Genomic DNA, 13908 nt, shown 5'->3' with positions numbered 1-13908 from the left:
CTCATCGTTGGACAGAATACCGAGTCCGCCGAGAGGCTGGACCTGTGCTCGTGTTGCTGGTGGTGACCTTTCTCGCCTTCGTCGATTACGCCGCGCTGCTGCCGGTGGTTCCGCTGTGGGCCGCGTCGGGTGGCGCGACGGGCGCGGCGGTCGGTGGCACGACCGGCGTCATGATGGCCGCGACCGTCGCCACACAGCTGGCCGTGCCGTGGCTGTTCCGGCTCTGCACGCTGCGGACCATGATCATTGGCGGGGCGCTGCTGCTCGGCGCGCCGACGCCGCTGTATCTGCTCTCCACGGACCTCGCGCCGATCACGGCGATCACGGCCGTGCGCGGCATCGGATTCGCGCTCGTGGTGACCGCCGGGGCGACGCTCGTCGCGGATCTGGCGCCCGGCGGGAAGCTGTCGTCGTCGGCCTCGTTGTACGGCGTGGCCGCCGCGCTGCCCAATCTGGGTGCGCTCGCCGGCGGCGTCTGGATCGCCCGAAGCTGGGGCTTTCCAGTGGTATTCGGGGCGGCCGCGGTCGCCTGCCTGGCCGGTGCGGCGCTGGCCCCGCTGTTGCCCGGCGGGCGGCGCGCGGTCTTCCGGGCCGGATCGGTGGCCGACGGGCGCGCCATCGCCACGCCGATCGTGCTGTTTGTGGCGACGGCGGCATCGTTCGGTGCGGTGACGACCTTCCTGCCGGTGGAACTGCCGGAGGCGGGGATCGCGGCGTGGGCGTTGCTCGCGGCGTCCGTCGCCCTGGTGTTCGCGCGGCTCGGTGCCGGAGTGATCGGCGATCGATACGGCCCGGGTCGGTTGTTGCGAGGTTCGGTGCTGAGTTGCGCGGCCGGGCTGGCGCTCGTCGCGGCAGCCCCGAGTGCGCCGGTGCTGTCGATCGTCGGGGCGACGCTGCTGGGCGCGGGATTCGGTGCGTGCCAGAACGATTCGTTCGTGCTGACACTGTGCCGGCTGGGCGAGGGGCGCAGCGGCGCGGCGAGCACGATCTGGAACATCGCCTACGACGGCGGGCTGGGGCTCGGTGCCGTCGTCTTCGGCTGGTCTCTCGGCGGCCTGGGTTACACCGGCGCCTTCCTGGGGGCGGGCGGCGTCGTCGCGGTCGTGGTCGCGTTCGCCGGACAGTCTGTGCGGCGGGCCGTTCTCTCCGAACCACGTCGAGAATGACACTCTCTTCGCAGGAGAAGGTTAGTTGCCGCAAGGTATTGTTGCATTTACACTGAGATCACTTACCCCGAGGCTCGGTGTCGGCTGAATCCCGTCCGCGAACCGAGATGTAGTTCTGCGAGAGGTGAATCTCTGTGACCACCAGCGCGACCAGCGACGTCTACTACGACCCGTACGACGTCCGGCTCAATGCCGATCCCTACCCGATGTTCAAGCGGATTCGCGACGAACTGCCCGTCTACTACAACGAGCAGCACGACTTCTACGCGTTGAGCCGCTGGCAGGACGTCAATGCCGCGCTGCTGGACCACAAGACCTACAGCTCCGCGCGCGGCGCGATCATCGAGCTGATCAAGGCCGACATCACGATGCCGCCCGGCGTGCTGATCTTCGAGGATCCGCCGATCCACGACATTCACCGGAAACTGTTGTCGCGCATGTTCACTCCGCGCAAGATTCGCGAACTCGAGGTCAAGATCCGCGAGTTCTGTGCGCGCAGCCTGGACCCGCACGTGGGCACGGGGCGGCTGGACTTCATCGCCGACATCGGCGCGCAGATGCCGATGCGCACCATCGGCATGCTGCTCGGCATCCCGGAAGAGGATCAGGAAGCCATCCGCGACTTCGCGAACGAGCAGATGCGCACCGAGGAGGGCAAGCCGATGAAGGCCGCCGAGGAGGGCCTCGTCGGCGGCGACATCTTCGGCGCCTACATCGATTGGCGGGCCGAGCACCCCTCCGACGACATCATGACCGAGCTGCTCAATGTCGAGTTCGAGGACGAGACGGGTACGGTGCGGCGGCTGTCCCGCGACGAACTGCTGACCTACGTGAACGTCGTGTCCGGCGCGGGCAATGAAACCACCACGCGGCTGATCGGCTGGGCGGGCAAGGTACTCGCCGAGCATCCCGACCAACGGGCCGAATTGGTCGAGAACCCACGGCTCATTCCCAACGCGGTCGAGGAACTACTCCGATTCGAGCCGCCCGCACCGCATGTCGCGCGCTATGTGACCCGCGACGTCGAGATCCACGGCCGCACGGTGCCGCAGGGCAGCGCCCTGATGCTGCTCATCGGCGCCGCCAACCGCGACGAACGCCAGTTCCCGCCCGACGGCGACGTCTTCGACATTCACCGCGACACCCGCCAGCACCTGACCTTCAGCGTGGGCACGCACTACTGCCTGGGCTCCGCCCTGGCCAGGCTCGAGGGCCGAATCGCCCTGGAGGAGATCCTGTCCCGCTTCCCGCGCTGGGAGGTGGACCTGGACAACGCCAAATTGTCACCCACGTCCACCGTCCGCGGCTGGGAGACAATGCCCGCCAGCACATCCTGATCCGCGTGTCGGCCGCGCCGTGTGTTCACTGCGCGATGTGGCGTGCAGTTCCGTCGGCCGCCGATTCTTCGATGGTGGCGAGGAGTCGGTGGTGGCGCAACGCTGTCTCGAAGCTGGGATCGGGTTGCCGGCCTTCGGTAATGGCTTGGGCGACTTCCTGATAGAGGGCCGCGATGTTGGCCGGGGTGCCGGATCGCACGCCGGCGGGCACGGTGCGATACGCGTCGGGAACGGTCAGGAACTCGTCGCCGATCCGGATGTTCCAGTCGCCCCAGTGAATGTATTCCTCGGGCCGAGTCGGGGTAGCGGTCACTGTCGCGTCGCTACCGACGAGCTTCAGGAGGAATCCGTCCCGGGCTGGGCCGGTCCCGCCGTGCACGACGACGACGGCGGCCGCGCCGCCGGCCAGCATCCCGTGCAGCAGTACGTGATCGGGCGTGGCGTTGGGCGCCGTCCGCTCCGTTCCGGCGACGAGCACACGGTCGTGCGTGCGGGGTAACCGCGCGCTGACCTCGATCAAAGGGCCCGCGACGCGTTCGAGCGCGGACAAGAATTGACCGGCCATGATGGTCAGGATGTCGGTCCCCTCCGAAGGATCCAGCGCGAACGCCAGGTCCGGCCATATGCTGCCGCCGCCGAAAGGCGCGCCTTCGGCCGTCAGTACGACCGATTCGAGCGTGCCGATCCGGCCTCCGGCCAACAGGTCCGCGACGAAGCGGGCGCTCGGGGAATGCCGGCCCTGGAGAACGACCGCGTGCACCACACCGGCGGCGGAGGCGGCCTCGGTCAGCTCACCGGCTTCCTCGGCATCGATGCCCAGCGGCCACTCCGATACGACATGCTTGCCGGCGTCGAGCGCGGCCCTGATCACGGCGGCGTGCCCGGAGGCCCGCACCGAGACGACGACCATGTCGACCTCCGGGTGCGCGACGAGTGCGCGCGAGTCCGCGAAGGCATGCCGTACACCATGAGCGGCGGCCGCCCGGTCCGCGCTGGCCTGGTTGGTGGTCGCCACCGCGGTCACCTCGAACTGCTCGAGCGCGGCGAGCGCGGGCAAGTGTGAGCCGTCCGCCCAACCACTCGCCCCGACGACTCCGACTCGGATCATGTGCGGCCTCCTAGTTGTGTACCGTTAGGTATGAAACTAGAGGGGCGCGGCGCTCTGGCGCAAGAGGTAATGTACCGATAGGTAAAAAACACGACGAGAGTACGGAGGACGACATGCCCGGCGGACGCCCACGCTCGTTCGATGTCGACGCCGCACTCGATCGCGCGCTGGAGGCGTTCTGGCGGCAGGGCTACGAGGGCACCTCGCTGACGGACCTGACGACCGCGATGGGCATCAACAAGCCCAGCCTCTACGCCGCCTTCGGCAACAAGGAGGAACTGTTCGGCAAGGTGCTCGCCCGCTACCTCGGCGGCCCGGGCGCCTACGTCGACGAGGCACTGAACGCCGCCACCGGCCGCGAAGTCATCGAGCGGCTGATCCACGGCGCTATCGACCTGACCGCCGGCGAGGGCACGCCCCACGGATGCCTGTGCGTCAAAACCGTTCAAGCCTCCGGACCCGAGGCGCACGCCGCGCACCGAGACGCCGTCGCGGCACGCAAAGCCGGCGAGGTCGCCCTGCGCAAGCGGCTCGAGCAAGCTACCGACCTACCCTCCCGCCACGAACCGGCCACTCTGGCTGCACTCGTCCATACCGTCTCCGACGGCATCGCCGTCCAGGCCGCAGCAGGCCGCAGCCGCGCCGAACTACGCCGGATCGGCAACCTCGCCCTGCGCGCCCTGCTGGACTGAGATGGCTGGACCGATGACTTTCGGGTGAAACTTCCGTCGATACGACTGGGTGGATCGACGGATAGGAGTCCGGATATGGCGAGACCGTCTCGATCGAGCACTTCGGTGCGGGCGAACGGTGTGGATCTGGGTGTCGAAAGTTTCGGCGGCACGGAGGATCCGCTGATCCTGCTGGTCGGCGGGACGACGATGCTGTCCTGGCCCGACGCGCTGTGCGAGCGGCTCGCGGCGGGCGGGCGGCGCGTGGTGCGCTACGACCTGCGTGACTGTGGCGCGTCGACGACCCTCGACCCGGAGAATCCGGCCTACGACCTGCGGGATCTCGTCGCCGACGCGGCTGCGCTGGTCGAGGTGCTCGGTGCCGGGACCGCGCATCTCGGTGGAGTCGGCGTCGGTGGCATGGTCGCTCAGGTCGCGGCGCTGGACCACCCGGATGTGTTCTCCGCGCTGACCCTCGTCGGCACGCGGCCGGTGGCGCCGGGCCCGGTGGACGAGGATCTGCCGGACCACGACTCCGCGGTCATGGGTTCGCTGTTCTCCCACGCGCTGCCGGATTGGACCGACCGGGACGCTGTCATGGCGTTCGCCGCCGAGGGCGCCGAGTTGCTGGGCAACGATCCGGAGGAGGCGCGGGCGACGGCCGCCCGGATCTGGGACCGGACGCCGTCGAGCGATCCCGCTGTGCACCAAGCGAATCAGCTCGGGATGGTGTTCTCCCGCATCGACTGTGCCCCGCGCTGGCGGGGAAGGCTCGGTGAACTCGACGTGCCCACGCTCGTGGTGCACGGTCGCGCCGACCCGTTCTTCCCGGTCGGCAACGGCGCGGCTCTCGCCGCCGAAATCCCTAGGGCGCGACTGCTTGTGCTCGACGAGATGGGTACGGCATTGCGCCACAACACGTCCGACCAAGTCGCTGCCGCCATGCTCGCCCTGTAGCCGCCGCCTGGTCGCGCCGGCGTTCGCCGAGAGACTCGTTCAGCCGGCCGACCCGCTGGGGAGGCCCAGGAGAGCTTGCAGCGGTGAGGGCGCGGGAGGCTGCGAATTGTCCGGAACCGCACCGGTATACCGCGCATCCAGAACCGCACCCCTATGGATGTCGCCGGATTCCCAGCGCGGCTGGGGGTACACGAGGTAGCCGGGACTGTCGCTGTAATTTCCCGTGTAGTAGGGCGGGTCCTGCACCCATTTGCCCGGTTCCTGCTCGACGGGGCAGTCCGCGCGCATGCCCGCCCAGTTGTGCGGTCCGACCCAGGTCCGCTGCCCCGGAACCGTGACCCACTCCTGCGTCGCTCCGGGGTTGTGGCAGATCGCTTCCCAGTCGATGCGCTGGGTCTGATCGGTGTCATTGCGGCACACCATTGCCGTACACCAGACCCCGGGCGCGAGCGTCTCGACCTCCGGCCCCGGATCGGCGGCGGCCCGCGTTGCCAGCAGCCCCACCGCCACGACTCCGATCGCCGCAATCCCGACGGCCGTGCTCGCTCGTTGATTCACGTTGCGTCAACTCCTGTCTGGGCTATACCTAGGTGCCGACAATGACAGCGGCGCAGACTTGCGATCGTCTTAACATCGACTTGGGCGTCGCGAAATGCCAGATGGCACAGGGGAGTTCGGCGCTGCGGCGTAGATATCTACGCGACTGGTGACCTTACCGATTCGCGCCCCGTGTGGGCTGGTTAGTGTTTGAGCGATGACGGGAACGAGCGGTCCGATTCGGCTGTACATGTCGATGTCGGTCGACGGTTACATTGCCGGGCCGGACGATCGGCCGGGGCAGGAGCTCGGGCGTGGTGGTGGACGTCTTTTCAATTGGCTGGATGATCGGGAATCCGACGGCCCCAGCGGACAGGTTTATCGGGAGGCGCTGGCGACCGGCGCGGTGATCTCCGGACGTCGGACCTTCGAACTCGCCGGGCGTTGGCAGGGTGATCATCACGACGGGGTGCCGATCTTCGTCCTCACTCGGCATGTGGACGACGATGACGTGCCACCCGGCCATGCGCGATTCGTCACCGATGTCGAGGATTGCGCTCGTCGGGCTCGCGCGGCCGCCGGGGAGCGGCCGGTCATGGTCCATGGAGCGGGCGCGGCCCAAGCGCTCCTTCGAGCCGGGCACATCGATGAGATGGAGATTCATCTGGTTCCGGTCCTGCTGGGGGAGGGCCGTCGGCTCTTCGGCCATCTCGGCGGCGATCGCATCGAACTCGAGCTGGTCCGGCGGCTCGAGGACCGAGACGTCACGCACCTCCGCTACCGCGTGCGTCGACCCGAGGAGGTCGAGTGAAGACGCTTTTCGTCGCCTTCCGCGTGACAGACCTGGACCGCTCGCTCGAGTTCTACACCGTGCTGGGTTACGCCGAGCTGGGCAGGGTCGATGGGGGCGGCGGGAGTCGCCTCGTGATCCTGAAGTTCCCGGGCGAACCGGCGGCATCGCTCGAATTGGTCCACCAACCCGGTGGCGGGCCCGTCGACGGGGGCAGCGGCGTCGACCACCTCGCAATACAAGTGGATGACCTCGCCGCCACCGTGAAACGGCTGACCGTAGCCGGTCTAGAGCCAGGACCTGTCCAGCGCCCGGGCGGGCCCAGCGGCCCGATGACATCGTGGCTCACCGACCCGGACGGCTACCGAATCGAGTTGGTGGAGTGGCCTTCCGGACACGCCGACGGTCTCACCGCCGCAGACTTCTCTTGAAGTGCATTCCGGTCTGATCCTCAGACCCCGTGAGGATGAGCGAGATCATAAGCGCGCGAGAGCTTTTGGGGCACGACCATGCGCCAGGCGTCGACGACGAGCTCACGCGCCTCGGTCGGGTCCAAGGCCGCGAGGTCGGCGTGAATCCAGTTGAAGCGCATATCCGACGCCGACGGCAGCTGGAACTTGTGTGGCTCGCCGGCGACGAGCGCCGCGCGCTCCTCCTTGGGGAACGCGAAGCCCATCACGGTCTCGTCGAGAGAGAACGCCACGTACACGATCTGCTTGACACGGAACTTCAACCTGCCACGGACATAGACCTGGTACGACCGCTCCAACTCGGTCCCCAGCGAACTGACGTCCTCGATCACCGCCATGCCGGACTCCTGTCTCTCCCGAACTACGACGAGGGCACCACCCGAAATTCATCGGCGCGGTCGATCTAGGTTCATCGGGGTGAGCTTCAGAATCGCGGCATATGGTGTCTGCCTCGACCAACAGGCCACGTCACGTCGACTCCGGTCGGCGGCCTGATCCGGCACTGAACGCTCCCGAACACAGGCGTCGATTGCAGCAGGCCGAACGGGTACAGCTGCCACGGTGCGCGAACGGCTTGGGTGGTCCGGGTCGACATCGATGACGATATGGTCGGATGAATTCGTGGACAACCTGATTCCTGGAGGCCGAGTGCAGTCGATGACGGTGTCGGCCGATGATCGGGTTCTGCTTCATGTCGGTGTCGTGCCGTCGCCGCGGCGCGGTTGACGTTCCGGGTTCGGGTGGCTGTGGATCGATCGGCTACTGGTGCAGACTGGAGCGCATGGTGACAGATCCGATCGAGCTCGAACTCAGGCGCGGGGAACTGCTGGCGCAGTTGAGTGAGATGCGCCGCGCGGTCGCCGAACTGTCCGATGGGTATGCGGCTCTGCCCGAGTCGGGACTTGTCATCGATACCGTGGGAGCCGGGGCCCTGACCACCCCGGGCTACTGCATTGCCGGTGCGCGGGAAGTGTTGGCGGAGGCGCTGATCGAGTTGGATGCGGCCGGCGATGCGATGGAGCGGGCGGGGCAGTACACGGGTCGATTGCGCGGTGTCGTGTTCGACTGAAGGCGCTACCGCAGTCCGAGGGCGCGGGCGAGATAGGTTGTCCACCAGCGGATCTGGGGATCGTGGCCGGTCGCTTTCCGGCCGGTGAGTCCGGCGCTGCGACGGAACGCCGGACCGTACACGGACTCGGTGGCGAGGGCTTGATGGAGGGCGGCGACGGCGAGCCGGGTGTCGTCTATCGGGGTGCCGGCCGCATCGGGTCGCAGGGCGTGGAGTGCCTCGACGACCGGGTCGAGCATCCCGGCCCGCTCGTCGCGCCACCCGGCGGCGTGCAGCGCCACGCCCAGTTCGCCGTAGCCCCGGCGGTAGAACTCTGCCAAGACGTCGACCAGTTCGCCGAGATCGGCACCGTGGTCGAGCCAGGAGGACAACACCTCCTGCACTCCCTGGTGGATCTTCCTGCCGCCGTGCCGTAGCAGCGCTTGCAGCAATCCCTCCCGCGTGCCGAAGTGATGGTTGACCCCCGCATCGGTCATGCCGACGCGGGTGGCGACGGCTCGGACCTGCACGGCGGCCGGACCGCCCTCGACCAGGAGCGTCTCGGCCGCCTCCAAGATCAGGCGGCGTGCCTCGTCGGGCGTGCGGCGCACACGCGCATGTGTCATGCGGGCGACTTTACCTTGACAGGTCAAGGCGGTCTTCTTACGCTCTTACTTTGAACTGTCAAGGTAGTGGAGGAATCACCATGATCGACCTCACCGTTCCGCGCGCACGGCGACTCGCCCGCCCCGGGGCAGTCCTGTCCGGGGAGGAGGCCGGCGTAGGGCCGACCTACCTGCTACTTCACGCTGGTGGTGAACGCCGCCGGGTATGGCGGCCCGTCATCGACGTCCTCATCGATGCCGGATGCCGCTGCGTGGCCTTCGATCAACGCGGTCACGGTGACAGCGACGGCGAGCTGCGGGCGCTCGCCCCCTACGCGGACGACGTCGCTGCCATGCTCGATGCCGAGCCGCCGGGGTGCGTGGTCGTCGGCGCGTCCCTGGGCGGGCTCGCCGCGATGGCTGCCGTGGGTGATCCGGCGGTGCGCGCGCGGGTCGCGGGGCTGGTGCTGGTGGATTGCGTGCCCGACCTCGAACCCCATCGGGTTCGCCGCTTCCTCGCCGAGATCCGTGGGCTGCCCGCGAATCCCGAGTTCACCGACGATGCCCTCGCACACGTGGGATCGTTGCGGCGGGCCATGGCGGAGTTCGGGCGGCCCGTCCTGCTCGTCCGCGGCGGTGCGGGGTCGCCGGTCATTGACGACGACGTCGACCGGTTGTCGGAACTGGCCCCGCAGACCACCGTGGCCCACATCCCAGAGGCCGGACACCTCATCGCACGCGATCAGCCGGTGGTCCTGGCCGAGACCATCGCCTCCGTGACCGCCGACTGGCCGGCGCTGGCACTGCTGCGTGATCTCGGCGCGGGACACATCGACCACCCCGGCGGCAACCTGCTGGACCACCTTCAGCGCGTGAGTCGGCTCGTCACGACCTGGGGCGCGAACCGGCGTGTCCGCCTGGCCGCCCTCTGCCACGCCGCCTACGGCACCGACGGCTTCCCGCGCGTATTGCTGCCGCTCGATCAGCGCACCCGCCTGCGGTCCGCAATCGGTGACGAGGCCGAAGCTCTCGTCTACCGCTACGGCGCCTGCGACCGGAACAAGACCTACCCGCGCCTCGGCGCACCGCAGGTTCCCCTCACCGACCGCTTCACCGGCGAGACGTCCACCGTGTCCGGCTCCGACCTCGCCGACTTCGCCATCCTCACCATCGCCAACGAACTCGACGTCGCCCGCACCGCATCACTCACCCCCGACACCCGCCGCGACATCCGAACTCTCATCAGCGCATTGGAGACCTACGCGCCCGAGGCCGCAATTTCGGCCTCAGCCGACCCGGCCTTATCCTGAAAGATTCTCTAGCTCATCAAGCCGACAAATAGTGGCCCGTCCGCTGGCATCACACGTGAACCGCTGTCCGCCAACGTCGTTGGAGTATCGAAAGACTCTCGCCCGCTGATGCCCCGACCAGGATGGTGGATGGCTCGCCGGCCCCAGCCACCATCGCTCGCGGCCACCCCACGCTGGTTCCGCCGCACCCACCGAATGGAAATCGGCAACCGCCGAGCGTTTGAGCACCACTAAAGCGTCTATACGGCTGATGTGCCTCCTGCCGCGACCCGCCTCGCGCGACAGGGGGCACATTCACGTGATCGAATGCCCCGCCCGGCCATACCGCAAAGCCTCGAGATGGCGAGCAATCACCTGTGGCCGGTTGTGTTCGCGGAAGCCGTGTGCCCAACAGCGGCATAGAAGCTTGTGTGTGATTGCCCGACATCCGAGGATCAGACACCGACACCGAGCCATGCGAAGCCTCGGAGACTGTCCGTGCTGGACTGCTGCGGCACCACACACAATTCGCGGACATCGGCCATTCGCGATCATCCTCGGCGAGATGGCCCGGCCTGAGCGGACACTGATCGCGTGCTGGCGGCAGATTTCGCCGTGTAAAAGCGATCAGTGACCGGTTAGGCCGGGAGTGGGGATGGACCAGGGCATCGGGGTGAGTGTGTCACAGAGCGGGCTGATTGCCGTGCGCACGATATGGCGACGAATTCGGTATAGGTGGTGAGTCGAGGATCAGACCGCGAAGCGTCGAGGTGGCGGAGGAACGCGGCCCTTGGTCCGTAGTGAACGAAACCATCACCTCGTTGTCTCATAGGCAAGCCATTCGGTGAGGCTACGAGACCAGCCAGTGTTCGATCTGGTCCAGGTTCGGGGCGCGGAATATGGGTTCGCCGTGCTCGGCGTCGAGTAGCACCCAGTCGTACGGTGGACTGGGCGCATGGACGAGGTGATACCCCGCGCGAGTGGCTCGCATGGTGAGTTGCCTGGTTCGAGGTGAAATCGGGTCAGAGGTCACGGGTGCTCCAAAGTCCGTGTCGGCGCGATGAATCCGGGCTGATGCGTCCTGCGGCGACAAGCGCACGGAAGGCTGCGCGTTTGCGTGGACAGTCGTGGTCGCGGTGCAGTCGCATCGCGGTATGCGCGTCTGTGGGGGAGAGTGCGCCTTTTGGTGGGCCGCAGGTCCAAGCCTCCGGCCATGCGATCTGTCTTGGGCGGCCGCGGGTTTCGGTCCGCTGTGCGGAGGTGGGACGGTCCGGCGAAATGATCGGCCACACGCACCCCAACCCGAGTGCCGCGAAAATCCCGCCGCCTACGATCGCGAGGACGCTCTGCGCTATTTCCCACGCGCTCACTGGCGTTCACCGCTCGAGCCGGGTATTCCAGCCGGTGGGCGGAACCGCTAGCGCCGCGAGACCGTCGAGCACCTGCTGCAGAGTCTGCAGCTCCGTCGCGTCCGCGACGCTCGACGGGCCGATCCCGCTGCCGGCGAAGTCGATACCGCGTGCGTGTGCACGCTCCCGTGGACTCGACTGCTGCGGGGCGATCCGGCCGTGCTGGACCAATGTGCAGTAGGCGATCCACTTCCACCCGCACCGGTCGATTCGACAACTCCGATGCCGCTGCATTTGCTGGTGTGCGAGAGGAACTTCCGCCAATCCGCAGACGCGTGGCGTGGTGACGATCATGTCGCCGGTTACCTCGTGCATTCCGGGCGCTTCCTTTCCTCGAGCCGATGGCGGAGCCGAGTACCAGTGTTCGGCGCGCGGCCGGATCGCAGAACGACTAATAGTGGTCCATTCGAGGGAGAATGTGGGGAGGGTCGCACGATCGGGGACAACGTTGCGGCTCGGCTGGGAGGATGCGGCGTAGGGATCAGTCGAGATGGGGAGCGGGTGGGACGATTGACAGAACCGAACACCGAACTTGTCAATGCACGGAAGCGGGTTCGTTCGGCAACGACCGGGCATCCGCTGTCGCGCACGGAACTTGCCGAATCGGTAAACGCCTGGATATTCCGTGAACGTGGCCGGGTAATCCAATTGTCGGGGAACTACATCGGAAAACTCGAGCGCGGCCTGTTTCGCTGGCCCGGCGATGACTGCCGCGCCGGGCTGCGTGCTGTGCTCGGTACCGCGACAGACGCGGAACTCGGATTCCGTCGGCCGGACCGAGGACAAGGGACGGTTACTACGATGATGGCGAACGAGTCACCCACACCGGTGTCGGCAGGCGCGCGAGAGGAGGTGGACGAGGTGCTCCGTCGTACCTTCCTGACAAATGTCTCGCTTGCAGGGGTAGGTACCGCGCTGAGCCTAGAACTGGCACGGCACGGACTCAATCAGGCCGTGGCCGAGGGCGCGGTGGCAGACATCGCCGACTGGTACGAGATCGTGCGTGAATACGGCGACATCCATGTGACGGACACATCGAGTCGCCTGCATGAACTGCTGCTGACCGACGTGCTGAGCCTGCAGCTTGCCCTTGGACAGACTTCGAACGCTGAGCGGCGGCGGCGGTTCTACGAAATCGGAGCTCTACTGAGCCATTACATGGCGCAGGCGGTAGGTGATCTCGGTCAGCGCAGGGAAGCCATGCGGTGGTGGCGCACTGCTCGCCTCGCTGCCGAATCGTCCGGTGACCTGCATATCATGATGTATATCCGCGGCCGCGCGGCAATTCGGGAAATTTACGACGGCCGCTCACCTACGCTGATTCTCGAATCGATCGGCGAAGCCGACGAATTGATGGCTACCGGACCGGTAGTCGGGTTGCCGAGCTTGCTTGCGGCTCGAGCACAATCGTGTGCCCTGCTCGGTCGTGCGGACGAGGCCGAGGCCGACCTTCGAGCATTGCGCGACGTCTTCGCCGACCTCCCGTCGGACATGACGACATCTCACGGCTGGCATTGCTGGGCCTACCCCGAAGAACGAGTCCGGTTCGCAGAGAGTTTCGTTTACTCGCATCTCGGTAATGTCGCAGCGGCGGAAGCTGCGCAACAGGCGGCGCTCCGTCTATATCCGCCGAACATCGTGCGCGGGCCGACGCAGATCGAACTGCAGCGCGCCCTGTGCCATGTGCGTGGCGGAGACTGCACCGAAGGTGCTCGTCACGCGGTCGCGACGGTGGACCGGTTGCCTGTCGAATATCGCACTCGGTTCGTGATGGGTCTCAGCGAGCAGGTCTACGACGCGATTCCGTCGGGGGAACGCGGTCGAGCAGCAGTCGGGGACTTGCGGGAGTTGATCCGTTCGGATGCGATAACCTTGCAGCGCAAGGCGATTCGATCATGACCGGCACGGACTCGGAATTGAGTCTGGAGCGGTACGACGCAAGCGGCGCTCTGGCGTTGGCAGAGGAATTGAAGTCTGTGTATCTCGCGTCCCATCGAGAGCGGCAGGGGGATCCGTGGTACTCCCCGGAAAGGTTCTGGGATCGCCTCGAACAGTTGTATGCGCCGATACCGGAGTTCGAGTTGGTGGCGGGATGGGTTGACGGCAGGTTGATCGGATACGCGTTCGGCACACCGTATGGACGGCCGAAAACGGTGTTGGACAAGGCAGTACGTCGCTTCTCAGCTCTTGGCGCGGTGACGACCGATTCCGTCTACATCTTCCGTGAGTTCGGCGTGCATCCGGTGGCACGAGGCATGGGCTACGCGCGGCGCATTCACGATGCCTTGCTGGCCGAGCGTCCCGAATCGCTGGCGTACCTGCTCGTGCGTGAGGGCAATCCGGCGCGCAAGGTCTACGAGTCGTGGGGCTGGCGCGCCATCGGCCGGACACAACCATTCGCCGACTCACCGATCATGGTCGAAATGGCGAAACTTCTCTCCGTGTAGGCCGGGTCCCGGTGGGATGATCTGGTCTGTGCTGACACTGATCGTGTCGTGATGGCAAATTTCGCCTTGTGAGT

General features: G+C 66.8%; 16 protein-coding genes. 10 read left to right on the top strand and 6 right to left on the bottom strand.

Annotation, left to right across the window (positions count from 1 at the left end; translation table 11 throughout):
* Positions 1-44 precede the first annotated feature (44 nt).
* Both ACFMRZ_RS08635 and ACFMRZ_RS08630 read left to right on the top strand, forming a co-directional pair.
* Complete coding sequence (locus tag ACFMRZ_RS08635; protein ID WP_400178631.1) at positions 45-1166, top strand: MFS transporter; 1122 nt, start codon at positions 45-47, stop codon at positions 1164-1166.
* A 134-nt stretch (positions 1167-1300) separates the two neighbouring features.
* Positions 1301-2503 carry a cytochrome P450 gene (locus ACFMRZ_RS08630; RefSeq protein WP_280368814.1) on the top strand — a complete coding sequence of 401 codons (1203 nt, stop codon included), beginning with the start codon at positions 1301-1303 and terminating at the stop codon, positions 2501-2503.
* Positions 2504-2528: 25 nt separating this feature from the next.
* Here the strand turns inward: ACFMRZ_RS08630 and ACFMRZ_RS08625 are convergent, their stop codons facing one another.
* On the bottom strand, positions 2529-3611 hold the full coding sequence (locus ACFMRZ_RS08625) for a Gfo/Idh/MocA family protein (RefSeq protein ID WP_400178630.1): 1083 nt from the start codon (positions 3609-3611) through the stop codon (positions 2529-2531).
* 113 nt (positions 3612-3724) lie between these two features.
* Here ACFMRZ_RS08625 and ACFMRZ_RS08620 point away from each other — a divergent pair, with 113 nt between their 5' ends.
* Both ACFMRZ_RS08620 and ACFMRZ_RS08615 read left to right on the top strand, forming a co-directional pair.
* The gene (locus tag ACFMRZ_RS08620; protein ID WP_400178629.1) at positions 3725-4303 is read left to right on the top strand and encodes a TetR/AcrR family transcriptional regulator; all 579 of its coding nucleotides are present in this window, start codon (positions 3725-3727) and stop codon (positions 4301-4303) included.
* A 75-nt stretch (positions 4304-4378) separates the two neighbouring features.
* Positions 4379-5239: an alpha/beta fold hydrolase gene (locus ACFMRZ_RS08615; RefSeq protein ID WP_400178628.1), complete on the top strand. Its 861-nt coding sequence runs from the start codon at positions 4379-4381 to the stop codon at positions 5237-5239.
* A 39-nt stretch (positions 5240-5278) separates the two neighbouring features.
* Here the strand turns inward: ACFMRZ_RS08615 and ACFMRZ_RS08610 are convergent, their stop codons facing one another.
* Complete coding sequence (locus ACFMRZ_RS08610; RefSeq protein WP_400178627.1) at positions 5279-5797, bottom strand: hypothetical protein; 519 nt, start codon at positions 5795-5797, stop codon at positions 5279-5281.
* Between the two features lie 196 nt (positions 5798-5993).
* On the opposite strand from ACFMRZ_RS08610, the gene ACFMRZ_RS08605 reads away from it, so the two are divergent.
* Together ACFMRZ_RS08605 and ACFMRZ_RS08600 are read left to right on the top strand one after the other, a co-directional pair.
* Positions 5994-6587, top strand: coding sequence for a dihydrofolate reductase family protein (locus tag ACFMRZ_RS08605; RefSeq protein ID WP_400178626.1), 594 nt, complete (start codon positions 5994-5996; stop codon positions 6585-6587).
* On the top strand, positions 6584-6997 hold the full coding sequence (locus ACFMRZ_RS08600; RefSeq protein ID WP_400178625.1) for a VOC family protein: 414 nt from the start codon (positions 6584-6586) through the stop codon (positions 6995-6997). Before ACFMRZ_RS08605 ends, ACFMRZ_RS08600 begins: the two co-directional genes overlap by 4 nt.
* Positions 6998-7017: 20 nt before the next feature.
* Here ACFMRZ_RS08600 and ACFMRZ_RS08595 read toward each other — a convergent pair whose 3' ends face one another.
* The gene (locus ACFMRZ_RS08595; RefSeq protein WP_280368828.1) at positions 7018-7374 is read right to left on the bottom strand and encodes a hypothetical protein; all 357 of its coding nucleotides are present in this window, start codon (positions 7372-7374) and stop codon (positions 7018-7020) included.
* A 335-nt stretch (positions 7375-7709) separates the two neighbouring features.
* Here ACFMRZ_RS08595 and ACFMRZ_RS08590 point away from each other — a divergent pair, with 335 nt between their 5' ends.
* The gene (locus ACFMRZ_RS08590; RefSeq protein WP_400178624.1) at positions 7710-8105 is read left to right on the top strand and encodes a hypothetical protein; all 396 of its coding nucleotides are present in this window, start codon (positions 7710-7712) and stop codon (positions 8103-8105) included.
* Positions 8106-8110: 5 nt separating this feature from the next.
* Here the strand turns inward: ACFMRZ_RS08590 and ACFMRZ_RS08585 are convergent, their stop codons facing one another.
* Complete coding sequence (locus ACFMRZ_RS08585; protein WP_400178623.1) at positions 8111-8710, bottom strand: TetR/AcrR family transcriptional regulator; 600 nt, start codon at positions 8708-8710, stop codon at positions 8111-8113.
* 80 nt (positions 8711-8790) lie between these two features.
* Here ACFMRZ_RS08585 and ACFMRZ_RS08580 point away from each other — a divergent pair, with 80 nt between their 5' ends.
* Positions 8791-9999 (top strand): alpha/beta fold hydrolase, encoded by a 1209-nt coding sequence (locus ACFMRZ_RS08580; protein WP_400178622.1) that lies wholly within the window; start codon positions 8791-8793, stop codon positions 9997-9999.
* A gap of 829 nt (positions 10000-10828) precedes the next feature.
* On the opposite strand, the gene ACFMRZ_RS08575 is transcribed toward ACFMRZ_RS08580, so the two are convergent.
* On the bottom strand, positions 10829-11011 hold the full coding sequence (locus ACFMRZ_RS08575) for a hypothetical protein (protein WP_400178620.1): 183 nt from the start codon (positions 11009-11011) through the stop codon (positions 10829-10831).
* A gap of 343 nt (positions 11012-11354) precedes the next feature.
* The gene (locus tag ACFMRZ_RS08570; RefSeq protein ID WP_400178619.1) at positions 11355-11702 is read right to left on the bottom strand and encodes a hypothetical protein; all 348 of its coding nucleotides are present in this window, start codon (positions 11700-11702) and stop codon (positions 11355-11357) included.
* Positions 11703-11897: 195 nt separating this feature from the next.
* Here ACFMRZ_RS08570 and ACFMRZ_RS08565 point away from each other — a divergent pair, with 195 nt between their 5' ends.
* A complete protein-coding gene (locus ACFMRZ_RS08565; RefSeq protein WP_400178618.1) occupies positions 11898-13286 on the top strand; it encodes a hypothetical protein in 1389 nt (462 codons plus the stop codon).
* Positions 13283-13834 carry a GNAT family N-acetyltransferase gene (locus ACFMRZ_RS08560; protein ID WP_400178617.1) on the top strand — a complete coding sequence of 184 codons (552 nt, stop codon included), beginning with the start codon at positions 13283-13285 and terminating at the stop codon, positions 13832-13834. Before ACFMRZ_RS08565 ends, ACFMRZ_RS08560 begins: the two co-directional genes overlap by 4 nt.
* Positions 13835-13908 lie beyond the last annotated feature (74 nt).

The sequence above is a fragment of the Nocardia sp. N2S4-5 genome (assembly GCF_044628355.1).
Taxonomy (GTDB): domain Bacteria; phylum Actinomycetota; class Actinomycetes; order Mycobacteriales; family Mycobacteriaceae; genus Nocardia; species Nocardia wallacei_B.
The sequence above is the reverse complement of the archived record's forward strand: the minus strand, read 5'-3'. Positions and strand labels throughout refer to the sequence as shown.

Coding starts and splice junctions, on each gene's coding strand:
- ACFMRZ_RS08625 (WP_400178630.1), bottom strand. CDS start 3,611: ATGATCCGAGTCGGAGTCGTCGGGGCGAGTGGTTGGGCGGACGGCTCA.
- ACFMRZ_RS08620 (WP_400178629.1), top strand. CDS start 3,725: ATGCCCGGCGGACGCCCACGCTCGTTCGATGTCGACGCCGCACTCGAT.
- ACFMRZ_RS08615 (WP_400178628.1), top strand. CDS start 4,379: ATGGCGAGACCGTCTCGATCGAGCACTTCGGTGCGGGCGAACGGTGTG.
- ACFMRZ_RS08605 (WP_400178626.1), top strand. CDS start 5,994: ATGACGGGAACGAGCGGTCCGATTCGGCTGTACATGTCGATGTCGGTC.
- ACFMRZ_RS08595 (WP_280368828.1), bottom strand. CDS start 7,374: ATGGCGGTGATCGAGGACGTCAGTTCGCTGGGGACCGAGTTGGAGCGG.
- ACFMRZ_RS08590 (WP_400178624.1), top strand. CDS start 7,710: ATGATCGGGTTCTGCTTCATGTCGGTGTCGTGCCGTCGCCGCGGCGCG.
- ACFMRZ_RS08585 (WP_400178623.1), bottom strand. CDS start 8,710: ATGACACATGCGCGTGTGCGCCGCACGCCCGACGAGGCACGCCGCCTG.
- ACFMRZ_RS08580 (WP_400178622.1), top strand. CDS start 8,791: ATGATCGACCTCACCGTTCCGCGCGCACGGCGACTCGCCCGCCCCGGG.
- ACFMRZ_RS08570 (WP_400178619.1), bottom strand. CDS start 11,702: ATGCACGAGGTAACCGGCGACATGATCGTCACCACGCCACGCGTCTGC.
- ACFMRZ_RS08560 (WP_400178617.1), top strand. CDS start 13,283: ATGACCGGCACGGACTCGGAATTGAGTCTGGAGCGGTACGACGCAAGC.